15 protein-coding genes are annotated in these 16346 nt (G+C 68.5%); 9 read left to right on the top strand and 6 right to left on the bottom strand.

The genetic code is table 11. From position 1 onward, the window contains the following. The first annotated feature begins 213 nt into the window (after nucleotides 1-213). Together ACZ5IK_RS04220 and ACZ5IK_RS04215 are read left to right on the top strand one after the other, a co-directional pair. A complete protein-coding gene (locus ACZ5IK_RS04220) occupies nucleotides 214-678 on the top strand; it encodes a pyridoxamine 5'-phosphate oxidase family protein (protein ID WP_465486485.1) in 465 nt (154 codons plus the stop codon). A gap of 38 nt (nucleotides 679-716) precedes the next feature. Beyond that, complete coding sequence (locus ACZ5IK_RS04215) at nucleotides 717-1463, top strand: potassium channel family protein (RefSeq protein WP_465486484.1); 747 nt, start codon at nucleotides 717-719, stop codon at nucleotides 1461-1463. Here ACZ5IK_RS04215 and ACZ5IK_RS04210 read toward each other — a convergent pair. From ACZ5IK_RS04210 to ACZ5IK_RS04200, 3 genes are all read right to left on the bottom strand, one after another. Then, entirely contained in the window at nucleotides 1420-3306 is a 1887-nt protein-coding gene (locus ACZ5IK_RS04210) for an acyl-CoA dehydrogenase family protein (RefSeq protein WP_465486483.1), read from the bottom strand. The two genes, ACZ5IK_RS04215 and ACZ5IK_RS04210, sit on opposite strands and share 44 nt — an antisense overlap. 95 nt (nucleotides 3307-3401) lie before the next feature. Continuing rightward, entirely contained in the window at nucleotides 3402-3962 is a 561-nt protein-coding gene (locus ACZ5IK_RS04205; RefSeq protein ID WP_465486698.1) for a hypothetical protein, read from the bottom strand. 198 nt (nucleotides 3963-4160) lie between these two features. Beyond that, entirely contained in the window at nucleotides 4161-6167 is a 2007-nt protein-coding gene (locus tag ACZ5IK_RS04200; RefSeq protein ID WP_465486482.1) for a thioredoxin domain-containing protein, read from the bottom strand. Nucleotides 6168-6230: 63 nt separating this feature from the next. Between ACZ5IK_RS04200 and ACZ5IK_RS04195 the strand changes: the two genes are divergently transcribed. Both ACZ5IK_RS04195 and ACZ5IK_RS04190 read left to right on the top strand, forming a co-directional pair. Next, nucleotides 6231-7598 (top strand): 3' terminal RNA ribose 2'-O-methyltransferase Hen1, encoded by a 1368-nt coding sequence (locus ACZ5IK_RS04195; RefSeq protein ID WP_465486481.1) that lies wholly within the window; start codon nucleotides 6231-6233, stop codon nucleotides 7596-7598. After that, a complete protein-coding gene (locus ACZ5IK_RS04190; RefSeq protein WP_465486480.1) occupies nucleotides 7595-10087 on the top strand; it encodes a polynucleotide kinase-phosphatase in 2493 nt (830 codons plus the stop codon). Before ACZ5IK_RS04195 ends, ACZ5IK_RS04190 begins: the two co-directional genes overlap by 4 nt. 72 nt (nucleotides 10088-10159) lie before the next feature. Here ACZ5IK_RS04190 and ACZ5IK_RS04185 read toward each other — a convergent pair whose 3' ends face one another. Then, a complete protein-coding gene (locus tag ACZ5IK_RS04185; protein ID WP_465486479.1) occupies nucleotides 10160-10504 on the bottom strand; it encodes a hypothetical protein in 345 nt (114 codons plus the stop codon). Continuing rightward, on the bottom strand, nucleotides 10505-11404 hold the full coding sequence (gene mca / locus ACZ5IK_RS04180; RefSeq protein ID WP_465486478.1) for a mycothiol conjugate amidase Mca: 900 nt from the start codon (nucleotides 11402-11404) through the stop codon (nucleotides 10505-10507). It lies immediately after the preceding gene. 145 nt (nucleotides 11405-11549) lie between these two features. On the opposite strand from mca, the gene ACZ5IK_RS04175 reads away from it, so the two are divergent. The 3 genes from ACZ5IK_RS04175 to ACZ5IK_RS04165 all read left to right on the top strand — a co-directional run bounded on the left by ACZ5IK_RS04175 (nucleotide 11550) and on the right by ACZ5IK_RS04165 (nucleotide 13761). Continuing rightward, nucleotides 11550-12005 (top strand): DUF4307 domain-containing protein, encoded by a 456-nt coding sequence (locus tag ACZ5IK_RS04175; protein WP_465486477.1) that lies wholly within the window; start codon nucleotides 11550-11552, stop codon nucleotides 12003-12005. A gap of 202 nt (nucleotides 12006-12207) precedes the next feature. Then, a complete protein-coding gene (gene greA, locus ACZ5IK_RS04170) occupies nucleotides 12208-12708 on the top strand; it encodes a transcription elongation factor GreA (RefSeq protein ID WP_101610522.1) in 501 nt (166 codons plus the stop codon). A gap of 249 nt (nucleotides 12709-12957) precedes the next feature. Beyond that, nucleotides 12958-13761 carry an MBL fold metallo-hydrolase gene (locus ACZ5IK_RS04165; RefSeq protein WP_465486476.1) on the top strand — a complete coding sequence of 268 codons (804 nt, stop codon included), beginning with the start codon at nucleotides 12958-12960 and terminating at the stop codon, nucleotides 13759-13761. Here ACZ5IK_RS04165 and ACZ5IK_RS04160 read toward each other — a convergent pair. Beyond that, entirely contained in the window at nucleotides 13758-14231 is a 474-nt protein-coding gene (locus ACZ5IK_RS04160) for an Lrp/AsnC family transcriptional regulator (protein WP_465486475.1), read from the bottom strand. The genes ACZ5IK_RS04165 and ACZ5IK_RS04160 overlap by 4 nt on opposite strands. A 122-nt stretch (nucleotides 14232-14353) precedes the next feature. On the opposite strand from ACZ5IK_RS04160, the gene hppD reads away from it, so the two are divergent. Then, a complete protein-coding gene (gene hppD, locus ACZ5IK_RS04155) occupies nucleotides 14354-15553 on the top strand; it encodes a 4-hydroxyphenylpyruvate dioxygenase (RefSeq protein WP_101610525.1) in 1200 nt (399 codons plus the stop codon). A 240-nt stretch (nucleotides 15554-15793) separates the two neighbouring features. After that, nucleotides 15794-16336 (top strand): YbaB/EbfC family nucleoid-associated protein, encoded by a 543-nt coding sequence (locus ACZ5IK_RS04150; RefSeq protein WP_101610526.1) that lies wholly within the window; start codon nucleotides 15794-15796, stop codon nucleotides 16334-16336. The last annotated feature ends 10 nt before the right edge of the window (nucleotides 16337-16346 follow it).

The following is a 16346-nucleotide window of genomic DNA, read 5'->3' as shown; positions in this document are numbered from 1 at the left end:
TGGTTTGAACACCCCCCCCCTCCGCCTCCTCGCGATCCCCCCCCCACCCCCCCGGGTTCTCCAAAACCTCCCTTTCCCCCACCTCTGTTTCCGCGAAAGTGGCTTTCGCGACACCGCCGCTGGGCACCACGAACTTGCGAACACCCGCACGCAGAATCCAGTAGGTACCTCAGGCGCCCTTGGTTCTAACCCGAATCGCCACTCACGACCCACGTGACCAGGACGGACACACGCGTGTTCCCTCTGGCACAAGAAAGTGCCTTCTTCCGCGCCTCCACCACGGGAGCCATGATCGCCACCATGGCCAAGAACCCACCGCCCCGCGCCCTCGACGACGCCGCCCTCAGCGCCTTCCTCGCCGAGCACACCTTTGGTGCCCTCGCGACCCTCAAGCGTGACGGCCGCCCGCATCTCTCCACCGTCGTCTACAAGTGGGATCCCGAGACCCGCGAAATCCGGATCAGCACGACCGAAGACCGTCTGAAGGTCAAGCAGATCCGTAACAATCCGCACGCGTCCCTTTACGTCTCCAGCGCCGATCACTGGAAATTCGCCGTCGTGGAAGGCGAAGCGGAACTCTCCGAAGTCGTTCGGACACAGGAAGACCCGGACGAGCGCAGGCTTTTCATCACCCTCAAAACCGGGAAACTCTATGGCACGGCCCTCGACATCGCTTAACGTACGCACCTGGAAAAGGCCAGGTGAGGAGACGCCCGATGTGGGAAAAGCGGATGGAGTGGCCGCTCAACGCCGCCGCCGTACTGTTCCTGGCCGCCTACGCGTGGCCGATCCTCCAACCCTCGCTCGGGCACACCGGCAGGGTCTGGTGCGAGGTGGTCACCTGGATCTCCTGGGCGGTCTTCGCCCTGGACTACGGCGTCCGCCTCAAACACGCCGAGGACAAACGGGTTTTCCTGAAGAACAACATCTTCGACCTGCTGATCATCGTGCTCCCGCTGATCCGGCAGTTGCGGCTGCTCCGGCTGGTCACGGTGCTCAACGTCCTCAACCGCAACGCCGGCCTGTCGCTGCGCGGCCGTGTCGTGATCTACACGGTGGGCGCGACGGCGCTCATCGTGTTCTGTTCGGCACTCGCCGTACTCGACGCCGAGCGCGCCGCGCCGGACGCGCCGATCTCCGACTTCCCGGACGCGGTGTGGTGGTCGATCACGACGATCACCACGGTCGGCTACGGCGACCGGTACCCCATCAGCGGCACCGGTCGCGTCGTCGCGGTGGGACTGATGGTGGCCGGGATCGCCCTGCTCGGTGTGGTCACCGCGACGCTGGCGTCGTGGCTGATCCGCCGGGTGACCGAAGCCGACGAGAACGCGCAAGCCGTCACTCGCGAGCACCTCGACGAGCTGACCCGCGAGGTCAAGGCGTTGCGGGTCGAGCTCGCCGAGCAGCGTGCCGGGCTCAGTCCTGCAACATCGGAGCCGCTAGGTACTGCTCGGGGATAGCGAAGGCGTCCACGAGCGTCCGCGCGTGCGGGCGCAGGTCGGCGCACAGCGCGTTCACCGCGGCGGTGACGGCCTTCGAGCGCCCCGAAGTCAGGCGTCCGTGTTCGAGGAACCAGCCTCGATCCGCCTCGATGTTCGCGAGCGCGTAGAGGTCGCAGACGCGCTCGAGCAGTTCCCGCGCCTCCGCGTCGGCACAGCGCTCGATCGCGCCGATGAACGCCTCCAGCACCACTCGATCGACGTGCACCCGTCCGGCGCGCAGCACGTGGTCCTGCGCGTCGTTGAAGACGCCGAAGGGGTCCGAGCCTGCCTTACGCAGACGTTGCGCGACTCCGCCGAGTACGTGCTCTTCGCGGTCTTCGAACAGCTTCAGGTGCCATTCCCGCGAGTAGAGGACGTCGCTGTCGTCGGCGTCGGTGAGCCGCTCGACGACCTTGCGCGCCGACGTCCGTTCGATCACGGCCTCGACGAACTGCTCCGCCACGAACCGCGCGGTCGCGAGCGGGCTCAGGTCTTCGAAATGGTCCTTGTAGCTGGTCAGCAGGCCCTTCGCGACCAGCTGCAGCAGCACGGTGTTGTCGCCTTCGAAGGTGGTGAAGACGTCCGTGTCGGCCTTCAGCCCGGCGAGCAGGTTCTCCGAGAGGTAGCCGGAGCCGCCGCACGCCTCGCGAGCGGCCTGGATGGTGGCCGTCGCGTGCCAGGTCGAGACGGCCTTGATCCCGGCGGCCCGCGATTCCAGCTCTCGCTGCTCTTCCTCCGGCGCGTCCTCGGCGATGTCGTGAAGTGTCGAGACGAGCGCTTCCTGTGCGAAGTGCAGCGCGTACGACGTCGCCAGCGCGGGCAGCAGTTTCCGCTGGTGGGCGCGATAGTCGAGGATCACGACCTCGTCACCCTCGGGGCGCGCGAACTGCCGCCGCTGTTCGGCGTACCGGACGGCCAGCGCCAAAGCGCGCTTCGTCGCGCTGCCGGCACTGCCCGCGACGCTGACCCGTCCGCGGATCAGCGTGCCGAGCATCGTGAAGAACCGGCGGCCGTCGCTTTCGATCGGGCTCGTGTACGTACCGTCCTCGGCGACATCACCGAACCGGTTGAGCAGCGCCTCGCGCGGAACCCTCACCTGGGTGAAAGTGAGCCGCCCGTTGTCGACGCCGTTGAGGCCCGCCTTGCGCCCGCAGTCCTCGATCTCGACACCGCTCGCGCCCTCACCGCGGATCGGCACCACGAACGCGTGCACGCCGCGCGACTCGCCGCCGGTGATCAGCTGCGCGAACACGACCGCGAGTTCGCCGTCGCGGGCGGCGTTGCCGATGTACTCCTTCATCGCGCCGCGGTCCGGCGTGTGCACGACGAACTCGCGCGTGGCCGGGTCGTAGGTCGCGGTGGTGCGCAGGTGCTGGACGTCCGAGCCGTGGCCGTGCTCGGTCATCGCGAAGCAGCCCAGCAGGTCCAGGTCCTTGATCTTGCGCAGGTAGCGCTCGTGGTGACGCTCGGTGCCGAGCAGCTGCACCGCGCCGCCGAACAGTCCCCATTGGACGCCTGCCTTGACCATCAGCGAGAGGTCGCCGAACCCCAGCATCTCGAACGACATCACCGAACCGCCGACGTCGCCGCCACCGCCGTGCGCCGGGTCGAAGCCGAGCCCCGGCCGGTCGGTGCGGGCGAGCAGCCGCAGCCATTCGAGGACCTGCGCGCGATGCGCCTCGACGTCGAGGTCGACGGGGTCCTTGAAGTTCTCCGCGGCCATCTGCGCGCGAACCGCGCGGCGAAGCCCGGCCCACCGTCCATCGAGGACGGTGGTCAGCGCGTCCGGGTCGATCTTCGCGGGAAGTCCCGGTGTGTCCACGATTCCTCCGATGCGGTGCGGTCTGCGCTCAGCCTGCCGCACCGCATCGGGGGGCGCAGCACGAATCGGACCGGCTTCCCGCGGAGACGCCCGCCTCAGGAAAGGTCCGGTCCCTGTGAGCGGAGATCGTCGACCTTGGTCATCGCTTCCCGGAGCTCGGCGAGCCACGTGTCCGCGTGCTCCCCGACCAGCCGGACCGCCCAGGCCAGCGCCTCGGACCGCGACCGCGCGACGCCTGCGTCGACGAGGGTGTCGAGGACCAGGCGTTCGGGCTGCCGCAACCTGGTCATCACCGGCGCCGAATGCGTGGTGAACAGGTGCCTCGTGCCACCGAGGCTCGCGCCCCAGGCGACCTTGCGCTGATACCGGTGCTCGGCCTGGCGCGCGATCTCGATCCGCTCGTCGCGGGTCTCCTCGCGGAACCGGCTGATCCGGCCGTCCTCGGCCGCCGCGCGGGCGGCGTCGTCGGCGTAGTCACCGGTGAGCGGCTGGAGCTCGCCGACGATGACGATCTCCTCGCGATCCACCGTGACCTGGGGGTCTCCGGTGAACCAGCTCTCCGGGAGCCGTCCGCCGAACCACGCCGCCGCGTCGTCCGCCGAGGGGATCTCCGCCTGCTGCCAGCCGCCCCGGCCCTTCCAGCCACCGCGTCCCATATGTCTCGCCGTCCTGAAGTAGGTGTGCATGCTCGACTCCGCGATTACATGATTACAACGCTACCGACGCTACGCTCGCAATGGCCGAAAGACAGCCGTGTTCTCCCCCGGCGAAACCTGCGGTCGTCGTACCCGCGCGCGCTAGGAAAGGCCCGTTACTTGCAAAATTTGCCAGTAACGGGCCTTTCATTGCACTGCTCAGCCGAGCTGGGCGCGCAGCTCCTCCACCGTCGTGACCGGGCGCTCGCACACGTACCCGCGGCACACGTAAGCGGCAGCGCCACCCTCGACCAGCGGGCGGTCGGCGAGCAGCGGCACGCCGTCGGCATCCGGAGTCCCGCTCACGACGACAGCGCCGTCCGGCAGCGAAGCGAGGGCCGCGGCCAGCAGATCCGAGCGCGAAGCGGCATCCGGACCGACGACGGCAACCTGCACCGGGCCGGCAACGGCGGCTTCGGCGGCGGTCAGCCAGTGCCCGGCGAAACGCGGCGCGCGCGAGGCGAGCAGTCCTGAGCGGGACAGCGCCTGCTCGGCCGCCTCGCGGTAGCGGCCCACCCGGTCGTGCCCGGCCAGCACGGACGCGGTCAGCAACGCGTTCGCCAGCTCCGAGGCTCCCGACGGGCTCGCGTTGTCGGTCGGGTCGGAGGGCCGCTGCACCAGCACCTCCGCGTCGTCGGCCGTGTCGTAGTAGGCACCCGGCGAGTCCGGGACGCCGAAATGCGCCAAGGCGAGGTCCAGCAAGGTGATCGCGTCCGCGAGCCAACGCGGCTCTCCGGTCGCCTGGTGGAGTTCGAGCAGCCCCTCGGCGAGACAGGAGTAGTCCTCCAGCACCCCGGCCGTCGTGCCGACGACGCCATCGCGCGAGGTTCGCCGCAGTCGTCCGTCCACGAAATGGGTGTCCATCAGGAAAGCCGCCGCGCGGGCGGCCGCATAGATCCACTGTGGACGATCGAGCCGGGCGCCCGCCTTGGCGAGCGCGCCGATCGCGAGCCCGTTCCAGGCGGCGATGACCTTGTCGTCACGGGCGGGCTGAGGGCGTCCGTCCCGCGTGGCCAGCAGGGCACGACGGACGCGCTCGTAACGCAATTCGTCCTCTGGATGCGGCTCACGCAGCCGCAGGGTCGACGCGCCGTGCTCGAAGTTGCCCCGCTCGGTCACCTGGAACAGCTCGGCCGCCCAGGCGCCGTCCTCCTCGCCGAGCACCTCGACGAGCTGCGCGGGGGTCCAGACATAGGTGAGCCCCTCGACGCCCTCGGTGTCCGCGTCGAGCGAAGCGGCGAATCCACCTTCGGCCGTCCCGAGGTCACGCAGCAGGAATTCCGCGGTCTCCTCGACCGTCCGCCGCGCGTACTCGAGCCCGGTCACGCCATGGAACTGAGCGTAGAAACGCAACAGCAACCCGTTGTCGTACAACATCTTTTCGAAGTGTGGAACTTCCCAGCGCGCGTCGACCGAGTAGCGCGCGAAGCCACCGGCGAGCTGATCGTTGAGCCCGCCGAGGGCCATCGCCTCCGCCGTATGCTCGACGGCGCCGAGATCGGATCCGGTGCGCTCGTGGTGCCGGAGCAGAAAGTTCAGCGCCATCGTCGGCGGGAACTTCGGCGCTCCACCGAAACCGCCGGTCTCGGCGTCGTATTCCTTGTGCAGCAGGGCGACAGCGGCGTCCAGCGCCGCGGCGTCCACAACGGACTCGGGCAGCGGCCCGCTCTTCTCCGTGAGATGCGCGATGATCTGCTGGGCGCCGGACCGCAATTCGTCCGGACGCTCACTCCATGCCTCGGCGACGGCGACGAGCAACTGGGAGAACGACGGCATCCCCGGCCGCGGCGACGGCGGGTAGTAGGTGCCGCAGTGGAACGGTTCACCCTCCGGGGTCAGGAAACACGTCATCGGCCAGCCGCCCTGACCGGTCATCGCCTGCGTGGCCGCCATGTACACCGAGTCGATGTCCGGGCGCTCCTCGCGGTCGACCTTGATGTTGACGAAGTTCGCGTTCATCAGCGTCGCGGTGGCTTCGTCCTCGAAGGATTCGTGCGCCATGACGTGACACCAGTGACAGGCCGCGTAGCCGACCGAAAGCAGGATCGGCACGTTACGCCGGTTCGCCTCGGCCAGCGCCTCTTCTCCCCAAGGCCACCAGTCCACCGGGTTCTCGGCGTGCTGCAGCAGGTACGGACTGGTCGCGGCCTTCAGGCGGTTCGACATGCCACCAGGGTCGCACGCGGAAAAGCGGGCGCGCGGAACGGCCGTCTGCGCGACACTGACGCGGTGTTGCTGACCATGACGACCACCCGGACACCCGCCACCGACCTGGGCTTTCTCCTGCACAAGCATCCGGAGAAGCCGCAGTCGTTCACGCTCTCGGCCGGGACGGCGCACGTTTTCTACCCCGAAGCGGCCGAAGATCGCTGCACCGTCGCTCTGCTGGCCGAGATCGACCCGATCGAGCTCGTGCGCGGCGGCGGGACGTCGTTGACCCAGTACGTCAACGACCGGCCGTACGCGGGCGGCTCGTATCTGGCGGTGGCGCTGCGGGCCGTTTTCACCACCGCGCTGGCCGGCCGGTGCGCGAACCGGCCGGAGCTGGTCGACGAGCGATTCCCGCTGGAGATCCACGTGCCGTCACTGACCGCGCGTGGCGGCGCCGAGGTCGTCCACAAGCTGTTCGAGCCGCTGGGCTGGCGGGTCGAGGCGAAGCCCATCCCGCTCGACCCCGAATTCCCGCGGTGGGGCGATTCCCGCTACGTCGATCTCCGGCTGACCGGGACGCAGCGCGTCGTCGACGCGTTGCGGCACCTGTACGTCCTGCTGCCCGCGCTCGACGGCGACAAGCACTACTGGATCGGACAGGACGAGGCCGACAAGCTGCTGCGGGTCGGCGAGGGCTGGCTGGCCGGACACCCGGAACGGGAGCTGATCACCAACCGGTACCTCGAACGGCGGCGGCCGATCGTCTCGTACGCGCTCGATCGGCTGGCCGAGGCGGACGACGTTCCGGCCGAGGCCGAAGCGCTGGTCACCGAGCTGCCGGACCGGCCGGAGCCGCTGGCCGTCCAGCGCCACGGCAGTGTGCTCGCGGCGCTCCGGGCCGCGGGCGCGCGGCGCGTGCTCGACCTCGGATGCGGCGCCGGCGCATTGCTGCGCGTGCTCCAGAAGGATCCGTCGTTCACCGAGATCGTCGGTGTCGACGTGTCCGCGAGCGCGCTCGACATCGCCGAAAAGCGGCTCAAGGACAAGGCCCGGATCACCCTCCGGCAGTCCGCGCTGACCTACGCGGATCCGTCACTGGCCGGGTACGACGCGGCCGTGTTGATGGAAGTGATCGAGCACGTCGACGAGGAGCGCCTGCCCGCGCTGGAGCACGCCGTTTTCGGCGTCGCCGCACCGCGGATCGTGCTCGTCACGACGCCGAACGCCGAGTTCAACCGGCATTTCGAATTCCTCGAAGAGGGCCGGTTCCGGCACGCCGACCACCGTTTCGAGTGGACGCGCGAGCAGTTCCGTTCGTGGGCCGAGGGTGTCGCGTCCCGGCGCGGCTACGAGGTCTCACTACTTCCGGTGGGACAGGAGTCCCAGGAATCAGGACCGCCGACCCAGATGGCGGTCTTCACGTCTCGAAAGGAGGCCGTGGCATGAAACTGACCATTCCCGACATGTCCCTCGTCGTGCTCGTCGGGGCCTCCGGCTCCGGCAAGTCCACCTTCGCGCGGACGCATTTCGCGCCGACGCAGGTGTTGTCCAGCGACTACTTCCGCGGTCTGGTGGCCGACGACGAGAACGATCAGAGCGCGTCGGCCGCCGCTTTCGACGTGCTCCATTACGTCGCGGCGAAGCGGCTCGAAGCCGGACGGGTCACCGTCATCGACGCGACGAACGTCCAGCGCGCCTCCCGGGCGAGCCTGCTGAAACTGGCGAAGGAGTACGACGTCATGCCGACGGCGATCGTGCTGGACCTGCCGGTCAAGCTCTGCCACGAACGCAACGAGTCCCGGCCGGACCGCGACTTCGGCGAACACGTCGTCCGCCGCCAGCGCGGCGAACTGCACCGTTCGCTGAAGTCGTTGGAGCGCGAGGGTTTCCGCCGCGTGCACGTGCTGCGGAGTGAAGCCGAGGTCGCCGAAGCGGAGATCGTCGTCGAGCCGCTGCGCAACGACCGCCGCGACCTGACCGGACCGTTCGACGTCATCGGCGACGTCCACGGCTGCCGCGAGGAACTGGAGGAGCTCCTCACCGAACTGGGTTACGTCGACGGCGTGCACCCCGAAGGACGCACAGCGGTGTTCGTCGGCGACCTCGTCGACCGCGGACCCGACACCCCGGGTGTGCTGCGCCGCGTGATGGCGATGGCCGAGGCGGGCAGCGCGCTGGTCGTCTGCGGGAACCACGAGCAGAAACTGGTCCGCGCGATGAACGGGCGCAAGGTAAAGGTGGCGCACGGTCTCGCGGAGTCACTGGAGCAGTTCGCCGCGCAGGACGAGGAATTCCGTGTCAAGGCGCGGGAATTCTGCGACGGCCTCATCGCGCACTTCGTCCTCGACGGCGGCAAGCTCGTCGTCGCGCACGCGGGCCTGCCCGAAAAGTTCCACGGGCGCGCGTCCGGTCGGGTGCGGAGCACCGCGCTGTACGGCGACACCACCGGCGAGACCGACGAGTACGGCCTGCCGGTGCGGCTGCCGTGGGCGCGCGACTACCGCGGGACCGCGACAGTCCTCTATGGACACACGCCGACGCTGGAACCGGAGTGGGTCAACGGGACCATGTGCCTCGACACGGGCTGCGTCTTCGGCGGCAAGCTGACCGCTTTGCGTTACCCGGAGCGGGAAGTCGTCTCGGTGAAGGCGAAAAAGGTCTGGTACGAACCGGCGCGCCCGCTCGAACCGGAGCGGCCGCTGGGCGGCCGCGAGCCCGCGGTACTGGAGCTGGGCGACGTCACCGGGAAGCGGATCGTCGAGACCCGCCACCACGGCCGGGTCGGGGTCTCCGCCGAGCAGTCGGCGGCGGCGCTGGAGGTGATGAGCCGGTTCGCCGTCGACCCGCGCTGGCTGCCGTACCTGCCGCCCACCATGGCGCCCTGTGCGACATCCGCCTTGGACGACTACCTCGAACACCCGGAGGAGGCCTTCGCCGAGTTCCGCGCGGCAGGCGTCCAATCGGTCGTGTGCGAAGAGAAGCACATGGGATCGCGGGCGGTCGTGCTCGTGTGCCGTGACGACGACGTGGCTCCCGCGCGATTCGGGATCCGGGGACCCGGCGCGGTGTACACCCGCACCGGGCGGCCGTTCTTCGCACCCGAACAGAACACCCGGCTGCTCGACGGCGTCCGCGAAGCCGCGTCGGCGCTGTTCGACGAGCTGAACACCGGCTGGCTGCTGCTCGACGCGGAGTTGCTGCCGTGGAGCGCGAAGGCGGACTCGCTGATCTCGGACCAGTACGCGTCCGTCGGCGCGGCGGCCCAGTCCGTGCTGCCCGCGGCCGTCGCTTCACTGGACGCCGCGGCCGCTCGCGGGGTCGACGTGTCGGAGCTTTTGGCGCGGACGCGGGTGCGCGAGTCCGCCGTCGACGCGTACCGGCAGGCCTACCGGCGCTACTGCTGGCCGACCGACGGCCTCGACGGCGTCCGGCTGGCGCCGTTCCAGGTGCTCGCGTCGGAAGGGAAGTCGTACCACGACCGGCCGCACGACTGGCATCTCGCGCGACTGGACCGGCTCACCGGCGACCTGTTCACGCGCACGCGGACCCTGTCGGTCGACACCACCGACCCGGCGTCGGTGGCCCGCGGCGTCGAATGGTGGCTGGACCTGACCGGCGCGGGCGGCGAGGGCATGGTCGTCAAACCGGCGGCGAACCTGTCGCGCGGCACGCGTGGCCTGGTGCAGCCGGGAGTGAAGGTGCGCGGGCGGGAGTACCTGCGGATCATCTACGGGCCGGACTACACGCTGCCGGAGAACCTCGCGCGGCTTCGCAAGCGCGGGCTGAACCGGAAGCGGGCGCTGGCGCTGCGCGAGTACGCGCTGGGGCTGGAGGCGCTGGAGCGGCTGGCGCGCGGGGAACCGCTGTGGCGGGTGCACGAGTGCGTGTTCGCGGTGCTGGCGATGGAATCGGATCCGGTCGACCCTCGCCTTTGACTCGGTCCGGAAACGCTATGAAAGGCCCGTTACTTGCAAAATTTGCAAGTAACGGGCCTTTCATAGCAGCGCTCAGTCAGATTTGACGGCCGGTTTCTCCGCGGCCCGAGCGGCGGCGGGCTCCTCGGCGACGGCCTTCTCGACAGGAGTCTCGTCGGCGGGCGTCTCCGAGGCGGCGTCCGACGAAGCGGCAGGCTCGTCGAAGCTCTCCGGGAGCCGCTTCAGGTGCTTGGTCATCGACCGCACCAGCAGCGCGACGGCGATCAGGAACAGGATCAGGATCAGGAAACCCACCGGCGACGACTTGCCGAAGTCCTCACCCTGGCCGCCGTTGTCGCCGTTGCCGGGCTGCTGTGCCAGGAACTGCGACGACACCGTCACCGGAACGACGGCGAACGCCGGCACGACAAAACTCATTTAGCCCACCTTCTCCTTCAAACCGGCGAACAGATCGTCCTCCGGCAGGGTGCTGTCCACCAGTGAGCGGACCAGCTCGTACTCCTCGGTCGGCCAGACCTCGCGCTGCAGGTCGCGCGGGACGGCGAACCAGCGGCTGTTCGGGTCGATCTGGGTGGCGTGCGCCTTGAGGGCCTCGTCACGCTGCTCGAAGTAGTCGCCGCACTCGACGCGGGTGGTCACCCGGTCCATGACGTCGGCCTTCTCCGGGTCCCACGACTTGAGCCACTCTTCGTACGGCGACTCGAGGCCACGCGCGAGCAGGCCCTCGTGGAACACGGTCATCCTGGCGCGCGAGAACCCGTGCACGTAGTAGAGCTTCAACGGCTGCCACGGCTCGCCCGCGTCCGGGTAGCGCTCCGCCTCGCCCGCGGCGTCGAAGGCCGCGACCGAGATCTCGTGCGTGCGGATGTGGTCGGGGTGCGGGTACCCGCCGTTCTCGTCGTAGGTGACGATCACGTGCGGGCGGAACTCGCGGATGACCTTCACCAGGGCACCGGTGGACTCTTCGAGCGGGACGACCGCGAACGAGCCTTCCGGGACCGGGGGCAGCGGGTCTCCCTCGGGAAGGCCCGAGTCGAGGAAGCCGAGCCAGACGTGGCTCACGCCGAGGATCTTGGCCGCGCGGGCCATCTCCTCCCGGCGGATCTCGGTCATGTTGGCCAGTACGTCGGGACGGTCCATGGCGGGGTTCAGCACGCTGCCCGCTTCGCCACCGGTACAGGTCACGACCATGACCTCGTGCCCTTCGGCGGCGTACCTGGCCATCGTGGCGGCACCCTTGCTCGACTCGTCGTCGGGGTGCGCGTGCACCGCCATCAGGCGGAGGCGTGACTTCGGCGGTTCATCGGCTAGCACCATGCTCCGAACGTCCCCTTCTCGTTCCCTATTCCCCTGCGACCCTGCCTGACGGCCCGCCCGACCGGGCGCGGATACTCGAGGGGAACCACTCGCATACGACCCCATTGTCCCTGCGAGCACGACGACACCAACCGGGAGGCCCGGGTTGAGCACGGGACAGGACGCTCCCACCGCGGAAAGCGCCCGGACGGACTCACTGGACGCCCGGTACGGCAAGACCCGCGCCGCGCGGCCCGCCCGCTGGCGGCGCCTGGTGTTCGGCGTGATCGCACTGCTGGTCAGCGGCGGTATCGCTTACGCCATGTACGTGAACTTCGGCAGCGCGCCCATCGACGGCGAACGCGTCTCATTCGCCGAGAAGCCCGGCGACGCGATGGAGATCACGATCAACGTGACCAGGGACGACGTGAACCGTCCGGGGGTGTGCGTCGTCCGGGTCCGTGACAAGGCGGGCGCGGAAAGCGGCCGCAAAGAGGTCCTGATTCAGCCTGGTTCGAAGAACAGCAGGGTGACAACCACCATCAAAAGCATCGGAAAGCCCGTCACGGCTGATATCTTCGGGTGCTCATACGACGTACCACGGTACCTGTCAAGGCCATAGCGGCCAACGGGGTGAAACGGGCGCCCAACGCCGAGGCGCGACCGAATTCCACCGGCGGCGATGCCTCGCGCCGTGTTACTCTGATCTACCGGCACGGCCCAAGACGGGCCGTGTTTTTCCTTTTATCTCACCCAGGTTCGGCACGCCATGCCGAACCTGGCGGCCGGCTTGAACACCCAAGCCTGGCAGGCCCCACGAGGAGATGGTGACCGTGAGCGACACAAAGGTGACCTGGCTGACCCAGGATGCCTACGACAGGCTCAAGCAGGAACTCGACCACTACATCGAGCTCCGCCCGGTCATCGCTGCGAAGATCAACGACAGCCGGGAAGAGGGCGACCTCAAGGAGAACGGCGGTTACCACGCCGCCCGCGAAGAGCAGGGCCAGCACGAAGCCCGCATCCGCCACCTCCAGGAGCTCCTCCGTTCGGCCAAGGTGGGCGAGCCGCCCGCCAACGACGGCAGCGCGGGACCGGGCAAGGTCCTCACCGTCCGCTACGACGGTGACGACGAGGACGAGAACTTCCTCTTGGCGACCCGCGAAGAGGGCACAGAGGGCGGTCTGGACGTCTACTCACCGGAGTCCCCGCTCGGCAAGGCGCTGCTCGGCGCCAAAGAGGGCGAAACCCGTGAGTACGAGCTGCCCAACGGCAGCATCCAGAAGGTGACGCTCGTCAAGGCCGTGCCGTACACCGACAAGTGAGTCGCTGGTCTCCCCAAGGGCGCCCAGCGCCCGACGGAGACTTCACCCGCGCGCCGCTTTGCGGCCGAAGGCCCCGGAAACTCGATGAAGAGGCGCCCTCCACACGCAGCGCGAGTTGACTGCGAAACGGCGCCTCTTCGGCGATTTTTCGTCAGCGCGCGACAATCGACACCGCGCGCCCGGCCCGATATGGCCGGGCGCGCATATGAGCCGTTAGCGTTTCCCTCCAGATCAACCTGGAGGGAAACGATGAGCGAGCTACCGATCTGCGTCGCCTGTGGCATGCAGTACGCGGAACCCCGGTCCGACTGCCCGGTCTGCGAAGACGAACGTCAATACATCCCGCAGGCCGGACAACAGTGGACCGATCTGAACACCATTCGCGCCAGTGGCACGTACACGGCCCGCGTCGAAGAGCAGGGCCCCGGTCTCCTCGGGGTCGGGTCCACCCCCAATTTCGCCATCGGCGAGCGGGCGTTGCTGATCAAGGCCGAATCCGGCAACTTCCTGTGGGACTGCGCGGGCTTCATCGACGACGACCTCGTCGCGAAGGTCCGCGAACTCGGCGGGATCACCGGCATCGCGATCAGCCATCCGCACTACTACACCACCATGGTCGAGTGGGCTCACGCCTTCGACGTGCCCGTCTACCTGCACGAGGGCGACAGGCAGTGGATCGGCAGGCCGGATCCGGCGATCAAGCTGTGGAGCGGCGCGACCCTCGACGTCGCCCCCGACCTGCGGCTGATCAACCTCGGCGTGCATTTCGACGGCGGGACCGTGCTGCACTGGCCCGGTGGGGAGAACGGCCGCGGCGCGCTGCTTTCGGGCGACATCCTGCAGGTCGTCCCGGACCGCCGGTTCGTCGGCATGATGTACAGCTACCCGAACCTGATCCCGGAGCGTCCGGAGATCGTCCGCCGCGCGGCCGAGATGCTCGAACCGTACGAGTTCCAGGCGATCTACGGCGCCTGGTGGGACGCGATCATCCGCACCGACGGGCACGAGGCCGTCCAGCGGTCGGCCGCGCGGTACCTGCACCAAGTGCGCTAGTTCCGCGCCAGCCGTTCGAGCAGCGGCCGTACGCGCGGCGGAACCGGCGTCGACAACGCGATCGACGTCGACGTCCGCCGCACGTACGGCGCGCCGACCACCTCGTCCACCACTCGTTGCAGGTCGTCGTTGTTGCGCGCCACCATCCGCACGAAGAGGTCGCCCTGGCCTGTCGTCGCGTAGACCTCGCACACCTCGTCGATCGCGGACAGCGCCTCCGCGACCTCGGCCCGGCGGCCCTGCGCGATCTCCAGGACGGCGAACGCGGTGAGGCCGTATCCCATCGCCGCGAGGTCGAGCTCGGGCGGGAATCCGCCGAGGATCCCGCGTTCGGTCAGCCGGTCCAGCCGGGCCTGCACGGTGCCCCGCGCGACGCCGAGACGCCGCGCGCATTCGAGCACTCCGAGCCGGGGCGAGTCGGTGAGCAACAGCAGCAGCCGTGCGTCCAGCTCGTCGAGCACTTCCGACATCGTGCCTACCTCCTACACAGGTTGTCCACTTTGACCGCGCAACCCCACACTCCACTGGACATAGTGCGCAGCGAAATCTTTGACCATTGCACATTTTGTCACGCGCTCGGATGCTTCATGGCATGACGCACACAGTGGAACCCCAGGGTGCTCTTGACGACGTGAGCTACGACCAGCTGCGTCAGCTCGTCGGCCTCGTCGACCACGACTCTTCGACCGATCCCTTCCCGGTGAAGTCGATGGACGCGGTGGTGTTCATCGCGGGCAACGCCACGCAGACCGCGTGGTTCTACCAGGTCGCGTTCGGGATGCGGCTCGTCGCGTACTCCGGCCCCGAGACCGGGAACTTCGAACGCAAGTCGTTCGTGCTGAAGTCCGGCTCGGCGCGCTTCGTGATCACCGGCGGCGTCAAGCCCGACTCCTCGCTGCTCGACCACCACCGCCGCCACGGCGACGGCGTCATCGACCTCGCGCTCGAGGTCGCCGACGTCGACCGCTGCATCGACCACGCCCGCGCGCAGGGCGCCACCGTCCTCGAAGAGCCGCACGACGTCTCCGACGAGCACGGCACCGTGCGTATCGCCGCGATCGCGACCTACGGCGAGACCCGCCACACACTGATCGACCGGTCGAAGTACACCGGCGTCTACCTGCCCGGCTACGAGCCGCGCGAGAGCAAGATCGTCCGCCCCGAAGGCGCGCCGAAGCGGCTGTTCCAGGCCGTCGACCACTGTGTCGGCAACGTCGAGCTCGGCAAGATGGACTACTGGGTCGACTGGTACCACCGCGTCATGGGCTTCGTGAACATGGCGGAGTTCGTCGGCGACGACATCGCGACCGAGTACTCGGCGCTGATGAGCAAGGTGGTCTCCAACGGCAACCACCGCGTCAAGTTCCCCCTCAACGAGCCGGCGATCGCGAAGAAGAAGTCGCAGATCGACGAGTACCTCGAGTTCTACGGCGGCGCGGGCTGCCAGCACATCGCGCTGGCCACCAACGACATCGTCGCGACGGTGAAGGCGATGCGCGCGGCGGGCGTCGAGTTCCTCGACACCCCGGACTCCTACTACGACGACCCGGAGCTGCGTGCGCGGATCGGCGAGGTCCGGGTGCCGATCGAGAAGCTCAAGGAGCACCGCATCCTGGTCGACCGCGACGAGGACGGCTACCTGCTGCAGATCTTCACCAAGCCGATCGGCGACCGCCCGACGGTGTTCTACGAGCTCATCGAGCGCCACGGCTCGCTCGGCTTCGGCAAGGGCAACTTCAAGGCCCTGTTCGAGGCCATCGAGCGTGAGCAGGAGCGCCGAGGCAACCTCTAACGGCGAGGCGCCGTCAACGCAGCCTCGCGGCAACCTCTGACCCCGGCAGTTCGCAGGGCGTGAAAGGGCTCTTCATCGCACTTTGTGTGGTGAAGGGCCCTTTCGCTGCGTGACGGGGCCGACTTTGTCGGCGCGGGGTGGTACACCGGACGGGAACTAAACTTCGAGCACTCCGGAACCGAAGGCTCCTTCGGACCGTCAGTGTGAAGACGTCAGCATGCAGCTTGTGGAAGGGTCCCGATGCCGGACAACGTCGACGCCAGCGAACAGATGGTGGACAACTGGACGAAGCAGATCCAGGAGACCGCCGCGCGCTATCAGGCGATGGCCGCCCGCATGCAGGGGCAGACCGTGACAGAGCGGTCGAAGGACAACACCATCGAGGTGACGATCGACTCGAAAGGCCTGCTGACGAACCTGGTCATCGCCGAAGCCGCGAGCGGCAAGCGGATGGCCGAGGTCTCGTCGCAGGTCATGCGGCTCGTGCAGCTCGCGCAGTCACGGATCCCGGAACTGCTGCAGGCGGCGATGGCCGAAACGGTCGGCACCACCGACGAGACGGCGAGCAGGGTGATCGCGGAGGCGCAGAGCACCTTCCCGGAAGCTCCGCCGGAAGAGGACCTCGCTCCGCCGGAACCCGAGCGGCACCACCGCTTCGGCCCGGAGGACGAAGAGCCCCCGCCGCCCGCGACGGGCACCCCGCCGCAGCCCAAGCAGGTCCCGCGCCGCCGCCGCGCGCAGGACGAAGACGACGACGATTTCGGCGGCAGCATTCTTTCTTAGTGTTCATCCG

This window comes from Amycolatopsis sp. NPDC031561, from assembly GCF_055580625.1.
This window is presented reverse-complemented; position numbering and strand designations above follow the sequence as displayed.

Bases quoted from the DNA above. Each gene is read 5' to 3' on its own strand.
- ACZ5IK_RS04215 (WP_465486484.1), top strand. From the start codon at position 717: ATGTGGGAAAAGCGGATGGAGTGGCCGCTCAACGCCGCCGCCGTACTG.
- ACZ5IK_RS04205 (WP_465486698.1), bottom strand. From the start codon at position 3,962: ATGGGACGCGGTGGCTGGAAGGGCCGGGGCGGCTGGCAGCAGGCGGAG.
- ACZ5IK_RS04200 (WP_465486482.1), bottom strand. From the start codon at position 6,167: ATGTCGAACCGCCTGAAGGCCGCGACCAGTCCGTACCTGCTGCAGCAC.
- ACZ5IK_RS04190 (WP_465486480.1), top strand. From the start codon at position 7,595: ATGAAACTGACCATTCCCGACATGTCCCTCGTCGTGCTCGTCGGGGCC.
- ACZ5IK_RS04185 (WP_465486479.1), bottom strand. From the start codon at position 10,504: ATGAGTTTTGTCGTGCCGGCGTTCGCCGTCGTTCCGGTGACGGTGTCG.
- mca (WP_465486478.1), bottom strand. From the start codon at position 11,404: ATGGTGCTAGCCGATGAACCGCCGAAGTCACGCCTCCGCCTGATGGCG.
- greA (WP_101610522.1), top strand. From the start codon at position 12,208: ATGGTGACCGTGAGCGACACAAAGGTGACCTGGCTGACCCAGGATGCC.
- ACZ5IK_RS04165 (WP_465486476.1), top strand. From the start codon at position 12,958: ATGAGCGAGCTACCGATCTGCGTCGCCTGTGGCATGCAGTACGCGGAA.
- ACZ5IK_RS04160 (WP_465486475.1), bottom strand. From the start codon at position 14,231: ATGTCGGAAGTGCTCGACGAGCTGGACGCACGGCTGCTGCTGTTGCTC.
- hppD (WP_101610525.1), top strand. From the start codon at position 14,354: ATGACGCACACAGTGGAACCCCAGGGTGCTCTTGACGACGTGAGCTAC.
- ACZ5IK_RS04150 (WP_101610526.1), top strand. From the start codon at position 15,794: ATGCCGGACAACGTCGACGCCAGCGAACAGATGGTGGACAACTGGACG.